Genomic DNA, 15,534 nt, shown 5'->3' with positions numbered 1-15,534 from the left:
GGACCAAACCCCCGAGCACTCCCCCACGCAACTCAGCACCCCGGCTACGTGGTTGGCATCCACGCCAACTCCCCCGCCATGACACACGCCCACGAACCCCCCTGCGACCGGACCAACACCCACCCCAACAACCGCACCCGCTCACCTCCAAGCCGTACACCCGGCATGGCGTCCCGCCACCCTCCAGGCACACCACCCACCGACCGAGCCCACCAGGCGTCCAACGGGGGAGCCGCCCTCCAGTTCCACTACGGGTCCGGCAGGCGGGGTTACTGCTCTTCTTGCCGCTGCACTGGCTAACGATCGCGCGTGCCGTCAAGCGGCTTACGGCGCAGGCACACAGGGGGAGAGGCAGGCGAACACTCCTACCCAGCGTCGGGCGATTGCGCTGACCCGCGTACAAGTCCCCACGCAGACACAGAGGCAGACAGACAGCCAAGCGCGGCACCACACTGGGAGGCGGACCAAGAGGCACATGGCCACCCTGGCGAACGACTCCGCTAACGAGCAGGCCTACGCGCCACCCCAGACGCCCACTTACTACCTGGCCGACAAGGTCACCTGCAAACAGACATACATGCGGGCCTTGATGAGGGTGGCGAGACAGGGGATCACCTAGGCAGGCATCCAACCCTCGCTCAAAGCACCACTCCACCCCTGACTCACCACCAGAGCAAACCCCTCGCAGCAAGCCATAGTCAGGGCGAGAAGGAAGGTACATGACCACGCCTTCCCTCCTAGTTGTGCGCAAGCTTGCAGCGATGTTTGCAGTGATGTTTATTTTGCCTGGTCAGAGGCTGTTTTGTAGCTAAAGAAGCAAGGCATGAGCATAGTTGATGCATGGTCATTCTGTCGCTCTCCTGAGGTAGCAGTTCCTGATCCGGGCAGCTGACCTCGCCTGATCTTGCGCGATGGCAGGACCTTCAGGAGGTGCTCATCCCGCCCCATCAATCGGCTATGACTGCCCGGCAGGCGTCGCTTGTGGCCTAGAGGCAACCCAGTCGACGATCTGCCACTCCACCACGGCAGTCCTCGCTGCTCCCGGTCACTGAGAACATGCCTCGCTCCAAGACCTGCATCAGCACCCCACTCACCCTTTGCGTCCGATACGGGTCCCCGAGGTGGGAACGAGTTCCGCCACCAGGGCAGCCTTGGCGAGTCGAACCTGGTCACACTTCATGGCGATCCATCAGGCACGAGCCAGGAGCCTGCGCCCCACTATGAGAACTCTTGAGCCGCTGCACGGAGTCGACTGGCGGACGGCACTACCCGATATCCGCTGACGACAGGTCCGTGCCGACCATCAGGCAGACGGCGCTTAGGCATCGCTCGCTCGTGACGGCGTGAGCAGGGGAGTGGCCCAGGAACTCCAGGAAACTACCCCCGCCTCGCCACCCAAGCTGCCGCCGAGGAAACTCCCTTCGAGACGCTACTGCGGCGATCCAACGCGGCGCCTGCGCGCATGAGCCGCACGCCTCACTCACCACCAGACATGCCCCGCCAAACGAAGCAAAGGCCCTGCCTCGCGTCGACGCCCCCTCCACGAACCAGCACCCAGACAAACTCCATCCCGCCGCCAATCCACGCTCTCCGGTCGACCCCAGACAGACGGACTGACGCCACGCAGGCGAGACGTATCGACACAGAAGCCAGGACCGGCTCAGCTGAGAAGTGGGCTCGGCAGATCAGCCACGGTCCCGTCTCGGGGACCCGTACGGCACGAGTTCGCTCCCCGCAACCAACGCGTCACGGCATCGAACCACCCGCCCTACGCGACCTCATGCCCGTCCGAACCGTCCGGTCACATCACGGGGGAGAGGCTCCCAACACCGAACCGGATCGGTGACCCAGCACCTGGTGCTGGTCTTCACGCACCCTGCCGAGGGGAGCGGACGAACCAACATGCCAACGGCCCACCCAACCGCCGCAGCGACTCGCCCGCCGGGCCCGCTTCCCCGGCACGTCCCTCGCCGGGACCTTCCTCACCTTCATGATCACTAGTGGCTCGGCGTACGAGGTTCGTGCGGGATTGCCTCGGCCGCACCGGCCTCACGCGACAGAACTCCGTGAGTCGCTGCACCCGCCCCTCACTCGGCACCGTGAGGCTCTTCGTCACGAGTACAGCGACCGACCGGCCAGACGAGGCAGAGGGTCAGCGCGAGCAGCGGCGCCAGGACGCTCCGCAGCACGCCACCGGAGTCCCGCAGCTCCACCCTCCTGAAGACTGGCTAAGCCCCACGCCCCATCACCCATGCCTCAGGAACGCCGATTTCGGACCCCTCGAGAACGAGGGTGGGGGAGTGGCCCCGCGGCGGGGGCGCGAGACGGACCTCCGGCCGTCTCGCGCCGGACGTTCGACGACGGCACCGAAGGGGGGTCGGAATCCCGGTTTTCGCTGCGTACGGCGTGAGCTCTCGATCGCGCTGACAGAATTCGTTGAACTTTGCAGCACTTCGGATCTAGTGCCGTACTGCCAGAGGTACGAGCGGAGCCAGCGTGGGAGGCTGCACCGCGCCGGCTGCGGCCGAGTCTCGCAGGAGTTCAGTGAGGTCGTGGGGGAGTGCCTGCTCGGTGGTCGGAGTCGCTGTTCTGATGCGGTCCAGCCGGAAGCCCCGGCCAGCCAGCCGGGTACGGCACCAGGCGATGAGGTACCACCCACCGTCGGCGGTGAGCAGTCCGGACGGTTCCACCAGACGGTCGCTCTCGCGGCCTGCCGAGTCGGTGTAGGAGAGCCGCAGGACGGTGTTGGTGGTGAGGGCATGTTCCACCGCGGCGCGGACGATCGAGTCGGACGGCCTGGGCAGCGCGACAATGCGGTCGGCCAGTTCCTGGGCTGCCGAGGAGGCGGGGCCGGTCATCGAGGCCGCGACCTTCTGCGCCGCCGTGCGGGCGGCCCCGGCGTACGGGGCGCGGGAGTCGGTCGCGGCGAGAGCGACGACCAGGGCGGAGGCCTCCTCGGCGGTGAAGTGGATCGGGGGCAGGTTCATGGCCGGGTCGATCGACCAACCCCCGCCGGGCCCCGGTGTGGTGCGCACCGGGACGCCTGTCTCCATGAGCACCTGGAGGTCGCGCTGCACCGTGCGCGTGCTCACCTCGAAGCGTGCGGCGAGCGCCGCGACCGTCAGCGGTCGGGGCGCCACCGCGCGCAGCTCTTCCACCAGCGCGTACAGCCGGGCTGTCCGGTTCATGTCGGCGACGCTAGCGGCCCGTGGCGGCCAGGAAGTCCTGTTCGCGGCGCTGTTCCCGCTCGGTGATGGTCAGCGGGAAGAGGGTGAAGCCGTGCATGGCTCCCGCCACGACGCCCAAGTGCACGGGAGCACCCGCCGCTTGCCACCGGGCGGCCAGGAAGAGCGAGTCGTCCAGCAGCGGGTCCCTGCTGCCGACCACGATCCGGGCCGTAGGCAGACCGGTGAGGTCGGCGAACAACGGTGAGACCTCCGGATCACGACGCTGCTCCGCGTCCATGCCGGGGGTGAACAGGTCATAGGTCCGTCGCAGTGTGCCCGTGTTGCTCAGCAGCCGCTCGGTGCCGAACGATCGCTGGCTGGGCGTCATCGACAGGTCGTAGGGCCCGAAGAGCAGATGGGCGGCCCGGAAGGCGCCGGTGAGGCCGTGCCGGTCGCGCAGGCGCAGCAGCGTCACGACGCTGAGGTGGGCTCCCGCCGACTCACCACCGATCAGCAGCCGCTCAGTGCCGAACTCGGTCGCGGCGTGCTCCACCAGCCAACGGGCGGCCGCCTCGCAGTCGTCGGGGCCGGCGGGGAAGGGGTGCTCGGGTGCGAGACGGTAGTCCACACTGACCACGGCCAGCCGGGTCTGCTCGGCCAGGCGCCACAGTTTTCCGTCCTGCCCGTCCGCGGAGCCGAACGTCCAGCCGCCTCCATGGAAGTGGAGATACACGCCGTCCACGTGCTCCGGCACGAAGACACGTACCGTCAGCCCGCCTTCGAGGGCCCGGTCCTGGCCCTGGGGCAGGCGCAGCGGCGGTGTGGAGCCCCCCAGCCGGTTGCGCCGCAGAGCGGCCAGCAGGGCGGCGTCAGGCGGTTCCATGCGAGCCGGGCGGTTCGCGGCCGCGGCCGCGAACTGTTTGTTGAACGCCAGGGTTTCGGCGAGGCAGTCCTCATCGGTGATCGTCATACGGGGACCGTCGCAGCCGTCCGCGACAACCTCCTGTCACCGTTTCCCCTGCCAGTGACCCACGTCACATCCCATCCGTCCCTCCATCCCGTCCAATGGACCGAGGGGCAGAAAAGAGCAGCCTGCGGCGGGGAGTGGGGCGGGGGCGCGGGACCGTGGCCGTCGGACGGTCGCTTCAGTCGCTTCAGTAGCTGAGCTTGAGTCGCTGGGCTTCAGTCGCTGCGGGGCGGCTTGAGTCGCTGTCTTGAGTCGCTCCTGAGGGGACAGCGACTGAAGCTCAGCTACTGAGCGATGTTTCGGTCGCTGTTCAGTAGCTGGAAGAAAGCCCAGGTCAGAGGCTATGTTGGGGCTGATCAGCGACTAAAGCGACTCAACTTCCCTATATATGAAGCCATCTAGGGTTTCTCGTGTGCGTCATAGATAGAGACCTTCAGTCGCTTCAGTCGCTGTTTTGCTCTGGGTGCGCCCCTGACCTGCTCTTTCTTCAGGCTCGTTTTTCAGCTACTGAAGGTCGCTCAGTCGCTGCCCGTTTCCCCTCAGTCGCTGGCTGTGCATCAGGCTCGTTTGTCGACACGGCCAACACAGCTCTTGGGCCGTGCATCCCAGCCCCGCCGGACACCTTCGCTAGGCTGTGTCTGTCGTTGAGTCGCTTCGGTCGCTGAGTAGGAGAGTTCATGTCCCCTGAACTGCGTTTTCCCCGCAGTGACTCGCGACGTCCTGCCCTCGATCCCTCAGTCGCTGCCTCACCGTTGGCCACGGCCCTGTGGTGCGCCCGCCGAGGCTGGCCCGTGCATCCGCTGTCACCGGGCCGCAAGACGCCGGCCCGCAACTGCGAGCACTGCCGCAACACCTCTCACACGCCGAGCGATTGCCCCTGCCTGCCCGCCGGTCGCTGGTGCCACGGCTTTCACGCCGCCACCCTCGATCAGCGCCGCATCCAGCGCTGGTGGGCCGCACAGCCGGATTTCGGCGTAGGGGTGGCCTGTGGGCCCGCGGGACTGGTCGTCGTCGACGTGGACGCCCACAGCGCGCCTCCTCCGGGCCGCCACCGGATCCTCCCGGGCATCCCCATCGCCGACCACATCGACCTCACCGGTCTGGCAACGGGCTACCACTCGCTGGCAGTTCTCGCCGCGCTGCGCGACCAGCCCAGCCCCGCCGAGGACGCCTCCACCCTGCGCGTCCGGACGCCCTCGGGCGGGCTGCACGTCTGGTACCGGGCCGAGGACTACCGCCGCTGGCAGTGTTCCACCGGCTCCGGTCAGGGCCGTGCCCTCGCCTGGCAGGTCGACATCCGGGCCCACGGCGGCTACATCATCGCTCCCGGCACCACGACGGCCGCGGGCACCTACACCGCCGTCGGAGAGGTCAGGGAACCGGCCGCGCTGCCCCAGTGGCTGGCCCAGGAACTTGAGCGCACCGGACACCTGCCCGCCCCGAACATCCCCGCACCCCGCCCCGTACCGCCCCGCGCCCAGCAGGCCGTCGTGGCCGCCGGGGGAGGGCGCTCCCGCACCGGGAACAGCCTCGCCGCGATCCTGGCCCCGGTCGAGGAGTGCGGCCGGGTCGCCGAGGGTGCGGGCTTCTCCGACGCGCTCAACCGGGCCGCGTACACCCTGGGCGGCCTGGTCGCCGCCGACCGGCTGTCCCGGGAGTCGGCCGAGGAAGCTCTGCGGACGGCCGCGGCCGCCGCGCGCCCCGGGCAGGAACGCCGGGCGGAGCAGATCATCGCCAGCGGACTGACCGCAGGACTCAAAAGGCCCCTCCACTCCGACGGAGGATGCCCGTGACGTCGCCCACCCCAGGCAACGAGACACTCTTCGACTTCGACCCCGCCGCCGTGGCCGCCCAGATCCGCGGAGCCGGTGCCGTCCCGCTGCCCTCGCAGGCCGACGCCCCGTCATCGGACGCGCCCGCGACGGCACACGGGCTGCTCCCGGACACCCTCACGGACCGAGGCAACGCCAAGCTGTTCGTGAAGCTCTACTCGAACGACTACCGGCACGTCCCCGGCATCGGCTGGTACCGCTGGGACACCACGCGCTGGCAGATCGACGAGGACGACACCGTCCTGTGGGCGGCAGGCGACCTCGCGGAGAACATCGCCCCGCACGACGCCCGCGGCCTGTTCACCACGACCGCCCTCCAGCAGCACCGCCGCCGCGCCCTGTCGACGACGGGCATCAACGCGATGCTGACGCAGGCGAAGTCCGCCCCCGGCATGGTGCTCAACGCCGCGCGCCTGGACGCCGACCCGTACGCCCTGTGCACCCCGCAGGGCATCGTCGACCTCCGCACCAGCCTGATCAAGACACCGGACCCGAACAAGGACTTCCACTCCCGCTCCACCACCGTCGGCCCCCAGCACGTCAACACCCCGCGCTGGAACCGCTTCCTGGCCGACACCTTCGGCGACGACGCCGAGGGCCGGGAAATGGTCGACTTCCTGCAACTGCTCCTCGGCTACTCCGTCACCGGAGACGTCGGCGGGCAGGTCCTGCCGTTCCTCTTCGGCTCCGGCAAGAACGGCAAATCGGTCCTCCTGGACGTCCTCATGAAGCTGCTCGGCGACTACGCCGACGCCGCCCCGCCGGGCTTCCTCATGTCGCGCCCCTACGAAGGACACCCCACTGACCTCGCCGAACTCCACGGCCGCCGCGTCATCGTGTGCAGCGAGGTCAAGCACGGCGACAAGTTCGACGAGGCCCGCGTCAAGCTCCTCACCGGTGGCGACCGCATCAAGGCCCGCCGGATGCGGCAGGACTTCTTCAGTTTCCAGCCGACCCACAAACTCTGGCTCCTCGGCAACCACCGCCCCGAAGTCGGCACCGGAGGCTTCGCCTTCTGGCGCCGCATGCGGCTCATCCCCTTCGAACGTGTCGTCTCCGACGAACGAAAAATCGACAACCTCGCAGACATCCTCGTCACCGAGGAAGGTTCTGGGATCCTGGGATGGCTCATCGACGGCGCCCGCCGTTATCTGGGGGGAGAGCGGGACCTCATCGGTCCCGAGCGTGTGCGGATCGCCACGACCGCGTACGCCGAGACCGAGGACCACACCGGACGCTTCTTCGAGGAGTGCTGCACTCTGGCCCCCGACCATCGTGCCGAGCAGACAGGCCTCTACGCCGCCTACAAGGCCTGGTGCCACAATGAGGGTGCGCCCCCCATGTCCTCACGCGCTTTCGCAGCACGAGCCCGTGAGCTGGCCGGACTTGCTTCGCCCAAGGAGATGATCCTGTCCAACCAGCGCAAGTACTACCCGGGCATCGGACTGCTCACCGACGAGGAAAGGGAAGCAAGGGCATGAGCTCCCTGATCACCGAGGATGAGATCAGCCACGAGGTCGAACTCGTCTGGCTGGAAGACATCACCACTCTCGACTACGTACGCCAGAGCCTCGACCGGCTCCCGACCCGCCGCGGCCGGCCCGCCTACCACCGTGACGGACGGATGGTCGGCTACGCGCTGCTCGGCCCCAAGGCCAAGGCGTCCCGGTCCTCCGGCACGTTCCGCCGCCGCGTCTTCTGGCTGCTGCCCCACGACCGCGACAGCGCCCCCGACGGCCTCTACGCCACCGGTGCGCCCGCGGAGGCCGTGGACCCGCGCACCCTGGCCGCACGGGTCAAGGGGTACAAGACGGAGCGGTCCGAAGGCGGACCACCGTCGAAGGCCATGCAGGAACTGGACATAACGCTGCCCTCGCAGGCCTGAGGAGCGGCCGGGCACCCACCCCGCGCCGCACGCCGTGGGCGCTCAGGCCGCGAGCTCCTCGGCGAGCAGCCCGATGCCCGGGTAGTACTTGCGCTGGTTGGACAGGACCATCCCCCTGGGCGACGCGAGCCCCACGGTCTCCCGGATCCTCGCGGCCAGCGCACGCGACGCGATCGGGGGGACGTCCTCGATCCGGCACCACGACCGGTACGCGGCGTGGAGCCGGGTCTGCTCGGCCCGTAGCCCGGGGCCCAGGGCGCAGCACTCCGCGAGGAAGCGCCCGGTGTGGTCCTCGGTCTCCACGTACGCGGTCGTGGCGACCCGAACCCGCTCCGGGCCGGTGAGGTCCTTCTCGCCGGACAGATAGCGACGGGCCCCCCGGACCAGCCAGTCGAGAATTCCGGGCCCCTCCTCCGTGACGAGGATGTCGGCGAGGTTGTCGATCTTTTGTTCGTCGGACACGACCCGTTCGAAGGGGATCAGCCGCATCCGGCGCCAGAACGCGAAGCCTCCCGTGCCCACCTCCGGGCGGTGGTTGCCCAGGAGCCAGAGTTTGTGGGTCGGCTGGAAACTGAAGAAGTCCTGCCGCATCCGACGCGCCTTGATCCGGTCGCCGCCCGTCAGCGACTTCACCCGCGCCTCGTCGAACCTGTCGCCGTGCTTGACCTCGCTGCACACGATCACCCGGCGGCCGTGCAGCTCCGCCAGATCCGTCGGATGCCCCTCGCCCGGACGGGACATGAGGAAGCCCGGCGGGGCGGCGTCGGCGTAGTCGCCGAGCAGCTTCATGAGGACGTCGAGCAGAACCGACTTGCCGTTCTTGCCCGAGCCGAACAAGAAGGGCAGGACCTGCCCGCCGGCATCACCCGTGACGGAGTAGCCGAGGAGCAGCTGGAGGAAGCCGACCATCTCCCGGCCCTCGGCGTCGTCGCCGAAGGTGTCGGCCAGGAACCTCTCCCAACGAGGTGCCGCGAGCGGCTCGGGCCCCACCGTGGTGGAGCGGGAGTGGAAGTCCTCGTCGGGGTCGGGTGTCTTGATGCGGCCGGTCCGCAGGTCGACGATCCCGCGCGGCGTGCACAGGGCGTACGGGTCCGCGTCCAGGCGGGCCGCGTTGAGCACCATGCCGGGAGCCGACTTCGCCTGCGCCAGCATCGCGTGGATCCCCGTCGTGCTCAGCGCCCGGCAACGGTGCTGCCACAGCGCGGCATCGGAGTACAGACCGCGGGGGTCGGAGGTGGCCATCGCCTCCGCGAGGTCGCCGGCCGCCCACAACACCGCGTCGTCCTCGTCGATCTGCCACCGCGTCGAGTCCCAGCGGTACCAGCCGAGCCCGGGGACGTGCCGGTAGTCGTTCGAGTAGAGCTGCACGAACAGCTTCGCGCTGCCGCGGTCCGTGAGGCTCTCCGGAAGGATGGTGTGCGCCGAGCCCGGCACGATCGTCTCGTTGCAGCGTGAGGTCATGCGCGGCCCGCACCCCGGGTCGCTGGTCCGACCGATCCGCGCAGAGTCGTTTCGGCATGCGGGGGAGCGACCCAGGCGTGTCCTGAGTCGCTGGGTCTTCCTCGCAGCTCAGAAGCCATATGCATCCCCCAGCCAGCGATCCGAGCGACTCAAGCGACTCAGTACTCGGCTCACACTAGCGATACGGATGTGACGGCATGGGCGGTTCGGGCAAGGTTCTGGTGTGATCGTTATATGGTGCATATCGGCCATGTGTGATCAGAGTTGAACGACCGGACCACGGTGGGCAGCGACTGAAGCGACTCAGTTTCCTGTACGAGGTGACGAGCGCGGGTCGGAGTGGTGCCGCCTGTTCGAGTCCAGCGTCGCTTCAGTCGCTGATCCCTCCTGGTGGGCCTCAGCATCAGCAAGCTTCAGCCCCACAAGATACCTACCACCCGGTTTGGTTTTCAAGGGTGTTGCGCCGAAGAATCAGGTGGCGGATGCGACGGCTGACGCGATCCCGGAGAGGATCATAGGCCGTCCACAGGGTCCGCTGTCGGCCCGGCGCGAGCGTCCCTCAAGCGGATGGGCTGGGAATTTCCGTGCAGGAGAGGGGAATTGGCCATTCCGCACGGCGAGGGTGGCCGATTGCCGACGCGCAGGGGGCCGATCCGATGCTCAGGAGGTTGCGGCGGAGCGGCCGTTGCGAAGAACCGTCCAACCGGTATATTTTTCCGGTCTGCAGCGGCGTGGTCACACACGGCAAGTGACCCGCCTGCCCGGGCATAGGGGGAAAATGTGACGGGGAATGACAAAGAGCCGCAGGTCGTCATCGTGGGGGGCGGGCCCGTGGGTCTGGTTCTGGCCGCGGAGCTGGCGGGGTTCGGCATACGCACCGTAGTCCTGGAGGCCCGGACGGAGGTGTCCCGGCGGCCCAAGGCCACCACCCTGCACGCCCGAACGGTGCAGTGCCTCCAGCGGCGCGGCCATCTGCCCGCACGCGTCGGACCCCCGGCCGCCACGCACTGGGCGAGCCCGTTCCACTTCGCCGGGATGTCCGGACTCACCATCACGGCGCCCGCCACCGAGCCCGAGCCGCTGCTGAAGTGCCCGCAGGAAGACCTCGAACGGCACTTCGAGGAGCGGGCCCTGGCCGCCGGTGCGCGCATCCTCCGGGACCACCGCGTGACCGCGATCCAGCCGTCGCGGGACGCGGTGCGCGTCGAGGCGGAGGGGCCGTCGGGGCGGCTGTCCTGCACGGCCGACTACGTGGTGGGTGCGGACGGCGCACGCAGCACGGTCCGCGAGCACGCGGGCATCGGCTCCCAGTCGTTCCCTGCCACGATCTCCGCGCTGGCCGGCGACGTCCGGCTGGCCGACGAGGGCGCGCTGCGGCCGGGCTGGCACCGCACGCCGCGCGGCTGGGTCATCGTGAAGGACGCGGGCGGGGGCGTCGTGCGGCTGCGCACCCTGAACTGCTCGGGACCGCACCCCGCGCGCCATCTGCCGGTCACCCTGGCCGAGTTCCGGCACGAGGTCTCCTGGCTCGTCGACCGGGACGTCGCGATGGCGGAGCCCGAGTGGCTGAGCCGGTTCAGCGACTTCTCCCGGCTGGCCTCCGCCTATCGCGCGGGGCGGATCCTGCTGGCCGGCGACGCGGCGCACGTGCACTTCCCGATCGGAGGCCAGGGGCTGAGCACCGGTCTGCTGGACGGCCTCAACCTGGGCTGGAAGCTCGCGCTCGCGGTCCGCGGCGACGCGAGCGACGGGCTGCTCGACACCTACGAGCAGGAGCGCCGTCCCGCCGCCCGGCGGATCATCGACAACGCACGGGCCCAACTCGCCCTGATGCGCCCGGGAACCGAGTTCGACCCCCTGCGCGACATGTTCGCCGGGATGCTGACGGAGGGGCCCTTCGGGGACGCCCTCGCGTCGATGGTGAGCGCGCAGGACACCGTCCTGCCGTCACTCACCCCGCGCCCGTCCCGCTGGGAGGGCACGTTCCTCAACAACGCCGTCGTCGAGACCGCCGGCGGGCGTACCGACGTGATCGGCCTGCTGCGCGACGGGCGTCCGCTGCTGCTGCTCTCCGGCACCGACCGCGAGGGCCACCGGCGGCAGGCCGGGCCGTGGCAGGACCAGCTCCACATGGTCCAGGTGGAGGCGACGTCCGCACTGCCGTGCGACGCGCTGCTGGTCAGGCCCGACGGGTACATCGCCTGGTCGTCCGGCGGCGATGCGCTGCCGAGCGCCCTGGCCGTCTACTTCGGCGAGCGGAGGAGGGCCAGGCGCCCCGCTCCGCACGGTGCGGCGGGACGCGATCTGGCCGACGCCCTCAGCTGACGTGAACCGGCTCCTGGGGCTCGGTCGCCTCCACCATCCGGGCCACGGACTCGCCCCGGTCCGCGCCGAGTTCGACACTCGTCAGCACGGACGGATGCGCCACGCTGGGCAGCAGGTGGCGCAGCATCGCCGAGACCCGGATCAGCAGGTCGTTGTGGTCGCACATGGCCTGCGACATGGCCTGCACACCGGCGAAGGCACCCACGGTGACGTCCGCCGTCTCCGTGACCACCACCTGGGGGAGCAGCTCGCCCTGCTCCTGGGCCTCGGTGAGCAGGGTCCTGACTATCTGGGACCAGCGCACGAACGGACCGCTCCGGTCGAGGCCGTGGGCCTGCTGATCGAGCGACAGCCGGACACCCGCCCGCACCATCGGGTCGGTCTGCAGCCGGTAGGCGTGCAGCATCACGGTGTCGATGAGCTGCTGGACCTTGCATGCCTGGTCCTGGACCGCCGCCTGCTGGTCCTGCTCGTAGAGCACCCCCTGGGCCAGGTGCTCCTTGGAAGGGAAGTGGAAGTACAGGGCCCCCTTGGTGACGCCGGCCGTCTTGAGGATCTCGCTGATCGTCGCTGCCTGGAAGCCACGCTCCTCGAAGACCTTGGCCGCAGCGGAAAGAATCACCCTCCGTGTGCGGATGGCTCGGTCTTGCTTTGCCATGAAGGTCTCTTTCAGTCGATGGATCTACCGCCAATAAAAACCGTCCAGTGGGTATCTTACTGCTTGTTGGCCGGATGCGGCCCATGTGTCCGAGGGAAGAGACGCCTGACCGGCGTCCGTGGTCGGGGGAGGGGATCTGATGATTCTGGTGACGGGAGCGACGGGGACGGTGGGGCGGGAGGTGGTCCGCCGGTTGCCCGACGGGCTGCGGGTCCGTCTGATGACCAGGGATCCCGCCAAGGTGACGGTGACGGGGGAGACGCGGGAGGCCGTGGCCGCCGACTACGGCGACCCGCGGTCGCTGGAGCGGGCGCTGCACGGGGTGAGCGCGGCGCTCGTCATCACCAACCGGGTGGGCGGCGACGACGACCGGGAGTTCGTCCGTGCCGCGCGGGCGGCCGGCGTACGGCGGCTGGTGAAGGTGTCGGCCGCGGCGGTGCTCGACCCGGACGCCGTCGACCTCATCACCCGGTGGCAGCGCACGACCGAGGAACTGGTGCGCACCTCCGGTCTGGAGTGGACGCTGCTGCGGCCGCGCGCCTTCATGAGCAACACGCTCTCCTGGGCGGCGTCCATCCGGTCCGAAGGGGTCGTCAGGGCGCTGTACGGGACGTCGGCCAGCGCGTGCGTCGACCCGCGGGACATCGCCGAGGTCGCGGTGCGGGCGCTGACCGAGGACGGGCACGCGGGCCAGGCGTACACGGTGACCGGTCCCGAGCCGGTCACCCCCGCCGAGCAGACCGAGCAGCTCGCCCAGGTGCTCGGTCTGCCGCTGCGGTTCGAGGAGTTGACGCCCGAGCAGGCCCGCGCGGGTCTCGCCGAGCGGTACCCGGCGCCGATCGTCGAGGCACTGCTCGGCAGTGCGCGGCGGCAGCTGGCCGGAGCGAAGTCGGCGGTCGACGGCACCGTGGGTTCACTGACCGGCCGTCCCGCGATCACTTTCCGGAAGTGGGCCGAGGACTATCGCAACGCCTTTTCCATCGGGCCCGGTTTGTGACCGTGAACGCACAGGGGGAACGGGGATATTCGTCGACCGCGGTGACTCCGGCACATGACAAGGACCCCGGAATCGGCCCGCGCGATTCCGGGGTCCTTCTCATTCCGTTCTCAGACGGGAAGAGCCTCCATCGTCACCACGGAAGTGAAGGCGAGTTCGTCGTTCTGCCGGGCGGTTACCAGGACCCGCGCACCATCGCCGGGAATGATCTCCGCCTCGATGAAGCAGGGCTCGTCCAACTCGATGTAGCGCGAGAACTCGCTTGCGAAAGCGACAGGCCGAAAGGGGGCGCCCATGAGGGAGATCGAGGCCTGCCTGGCGGCTTCGAGGAGCGTCATTCCCGGAACGTGATCCACGGGGTGCTCGAAGAGAATCGGATGCCGGGTGTCCACCCGCAGCTGCCACCGGTCGTCGCGCGGCGTGGCGGACAGGACGACGTCCATGGGGGACACGCGGCCGACGCCCTGCGGCGCCGTCGGGGCGGTGAGGGGCAGGGGGCGGACGGTGTCCGTCACCCGGCCGCCGCGCACCCGGCGGTAGACCCTGGGGGGCATGCAGGTGAAGCTGGCACCGCCGGTCGCGGCCACCTGGCCGTCGCGGCGGACCACGACCTCGTACCGGAAGCCCGCCAGCGCGTTGTTGCGCCGTTTGACGTCGTGGCAGGTGACGTCCATGTCCAGGGACGCGGGAGCGCCGCCGACCGTCATGTGCGCCGGGTGCGTCTCGAGCTTGAGGTCCCACATGACGAACTGGAAGTCGAGCGGAACGTCGAACTCCGCGTGGGCGAGCAGCGACCCGACCTGGCGGATCGTCTCGGCGCTGATCAGCGGGTCGTGGCAGCCGGCCGAGGGCGTGAAGAACGCGTGCCCTCTCGGCCACTGGGCCGCGACGGAGAAGTGCAGGTCATCCTTGCGAATCCAGTCCGTGAGCATCACCTCGGCCACGCCCGCACGGTGGACGAATTCCTTGGGGACCGTGGTGGTCAGCTTGGAATAGCGCGGCAGATCGATGGAACTGGTGGAGATCATCGTGCCGTTCGCACTGTGCGCCGTACCGGGTATCGCGCGGGTCATACGGAAGGTCTCAGTGGACACGGATTCCCCCTGGCTTCGCGGTTTTTGGGGCCCGAAGTGGAGCCCGCCGTAAAGATACATACCATCCGGTTTAATTTCCAGACGTTCCGCGGTGATCGTGTGGCCAAGGTTCCGCCAAGTCCGCCGACACTCAGCGTGACCAGGGAGTTGGCCGGAGTTGATGTTGATAAGACCTTAGGCGATTCCCGGGGACCTCAAGCGACTTCATAGCGACTCTCGAGCGCGCGGGCGCACCGTCGGTTCAAAGCGGACCGAAGGGAGCGTTGGACGGATGCGAGACGAGGAGTGCGTGCTGCGGGTGGAGCGCGGCCAAGCGGAGCCCGACGAACTGGCAGCCATCGCCGCGGTGTTGATCGCCCGCAGCAGGGCGCTGCGGAGCCGGGCGGAGGCGGCGGCCGCGCGGCGCCCGCGGGTGCGGAGGTCCGCGCCGGTCTACTCGGCCCCGGGGAGCTGGCGCTGACCGGCTGACCAGGTGATAGGACAGAAAGATGTCGCAGCCACCTATAAACCGCATGGGCGGTTTGTTAAAGTCATCCTGCGACCCTGGGTGCGACCTCCTTGGCCTGGTCGCGGGAAGGGACTGGAGTGATATGGCGATGGTGACTGCCCCGCCACCGATACCGCAGCCCAGTGGGGCCCGTGGTCGTGTGGCAGAGCTGCACGCGATCCGTGCCCAGGCGCTGGCCGGGCCGAGTGAGAAGGCGACCGAGGCCCAGCACGCGAAGGGCAAGCTGACGGCGCGCGAGCGCATCGAGCTGCTCCTGGACGAGGGGTCGTTCAACGAGGTCGAGCAGTTGCGCCGGCACCGCGCCGTCGGGTTCGGCCTGGAGGCCAAGAAGCCGTACACGGACGGTGTGATCACCGGCTGGGGCACGGTCGAGGGCCGTACGGTCTTCGTGTACGCGCACGACTTCCGGATCTTCGGCGGTGCGCTGGGCGAGGCCCACGCGACGAAGATCCACAAGATCATGGACATGGCCATCGCGGCCGGTGCCCCGCTGGTCTCCTTGAACGACGGTGCGGGTGCCCGTATCCAGGAGGGCGTCTCGGCGCTCGCCGGGTACGGCGGGATCTTCCAGCGCAACACCAAGGCGTCCGGTGTCATCCCGCAGATCTCGGTGATGCTCGGCCCGTGCGCGGGCGGCGCC

General features: G+C 69.0%; 12 protein-coding genes. 7 read left to right on the top strand and 5 right to left on the bottom strand.

What is annotated here, in order from left to right:
- Positions 1-2,459: 2,459 nt before the first annotated feature.
- Positions 2,460-3,188, bottom strand: coding sequence for a helix-turn-helix transcriptional regulator (locus M4J07_RS40460; RefSeq protein WP_255980851.1), 729 nt, complete (start codon positions 3,186-3,188; stop codon positions 2,460-2,462).
- Positions 3,189-3,198: 10 nt separating this feature from the next.
- Positions 3,199-4,137 carry an alpha/beta hydrolase gene (locus M4J07_RS40455; RefSeq protein ID WP_255980849.1) on the bottom strand — a complete coding sequence of 313 codons (939 nt, stop codon included), beginning with the start codon at positions 4,135-4,137 and terminating at the stop codon, positions 3,199-3,201.
- 674 nt (positions 4,138-4,811) lie between these two features.
- Between M4J07_RS40455 and M4J07_RS40450 the strand changes: the two genes are divergently transcribed.
- From M4J07_RS40450 to M4J07_RS40440, 3 genes are read left to right on the top strand one after another with little or no spacing between them, the layout of a single operon-like run.
- Positions 4,812-5,927, top strand: coding sequence for a bifunctional DNA primase/polymerase (locus M4J07_RS40450; RefSeq protein WP_255980847.1), 1,116 nt, complete (start codon positions 4,812-4,814; stop codon positions 5,925-5,927).
- Positions 5,924-7,447 (top strand): DNA primase family protein, encoded by a 1,524-nt coding sequence (locus M4J07_RS40445; RefSeq protein ID WP_372352412.1) that lies wholly within the window; start codon positions 5,924-5,926, stop codon positions 7,445-7,447. Before M4J07_RS40450 ends, M4J07_RS40445 begins: the two co-directional genes overlap by 4 nt.
- Positions 7,444-7,851, top strand: a complete 408-nt coding sequence (locus M4J07_RS40440) for a DUF6009 family protein (RefSeq protein ID WP_255980845.1) — start codon at positions 7,444-7,446, stop codon at positions 7,849-7,851. The genes M4J07_RS40445 and M4J07_RS40440 overlap by 4 nt, the downstream gene beginning before the upstream one ends.
- 42 nt (positions 7,852-7,893) lie before the next feature.
- Here the strand turns inward: M4J07_RS40440 and M4J07_RS40435 are convergent, their stop codons facing one another.
- The gene (locus M4J07_RS40435; protein ID WP_255980843.1) at positions 7,894-9,312 is read right to left on the bottom strand and encodes a DNA primase family protein; all 1,419 of its coding nucleotides are present in this window, start codon (positions 9,310-9,312) and stop codon (positions 7,894-7,896) included.
- Between the two features lie 780 nt (positions 9,313-10,092).
- Between M4J07_RS40435 and M4J07_RS40430 the strand changes: the two genes are divergently transcribed.
- On the top strand, positions 10,093-11,637 hold the full coding sequence (locus M4J07_RS40430; protein WP_255980841.1) for an FAD-dependent monooxygenase: 1,545 nt from the start codon (positions 10,093-10,095) through the stop codon (positions 11,635-11,637).
- Here M4J07_RS40430 and M4J07_RS40425 read toward each other — a convergent pair.
- Entirely contained in the window at positions 11,630-12,295 is a 666-nt protein-coding gene (locus tag M4J07_RS40425) for a ScbR family autoregulator-binding transcription factor (RefSeq protein ID WP_255980839.1), read from the bottom strand. The genes M4J07_RS40430 and M4J07_RS40425 overlap by 8 nt on opposite strands.
- 139 nt (positions 12,296-12,434) lie before the next feature.
- Here M4J07_RS40425 and M4J07_RS40420 point away from each other — a divergent pair, with 139 nt between their 5' ends.
- The gene (locus M4J07_RS40420; RefSeq protein ID WP_255980837.1) at positions 12,435-13,292 is read left to right on the top strand and encodes an NAD(P)H-binding protein; all 858 of its coding nucleotides are present in this window, start codon (positions 12,435-12,437) and stop codon (positions 13,290-13,292) included.
- Positions 13,293-13,402: 110 nt separating this feature from the next.
- Here the strand turns inward: M4J07_RS40420 and M4J07_RS40415 are convergent, their stop codons facing one another.
- Complete coding sequence (locus M4J07_RS40415; protein WP_255980835.1) at positions 13,403-14,386, bottom strand: ScbA/BarX family gamma-butyrolactone biosynthesis protein; 984 nt, start codon at positions 14,384-14,386, stop codon at positions 13,403-13,405.
- Positions 14,387-14,657: 271 nt separating this feature from the next.
- On the opposite strand from M4J07_RS40415, the gene M4J07_RS40410 reads away from it, so the two are divergent.
- On the top strand, positions 14,658-14,846 hold the full coding sequence (locus M4J07_RS40410; RefSeq protein WP_255980833.1) for an acyl-CoA carboxylase epsilon subunit: 189 nt from the start codon (positions 14,658-14,660) through the stop codon (positions 14,844-14,846).
- 130 nt (positions 14,847-14,976) lie between these two features.
- Positions 14,977-15,534, top strand: a 558-nt coding sequence (locus M4J07_RS40405; protein ID WP_305128820.1) for a carboxyl transferase domain-containing protein, incomplete at its 3' end; no start/stop codon positions are given.

It is taken from the genome of Streptomyces longispororuber, assembly GCF_024448165.1.
Lineage (GTDB): Bacteria > Actinomycetota > Actinomycetes > Streptomycetales > Streptomycetaceae > Streptomyces > Streptomyces longispororuber_A.
Note: the sequence above shows the minus strand (reverse complement) of the source record. Positions and strands in the feature narration are given on the sequence as shown.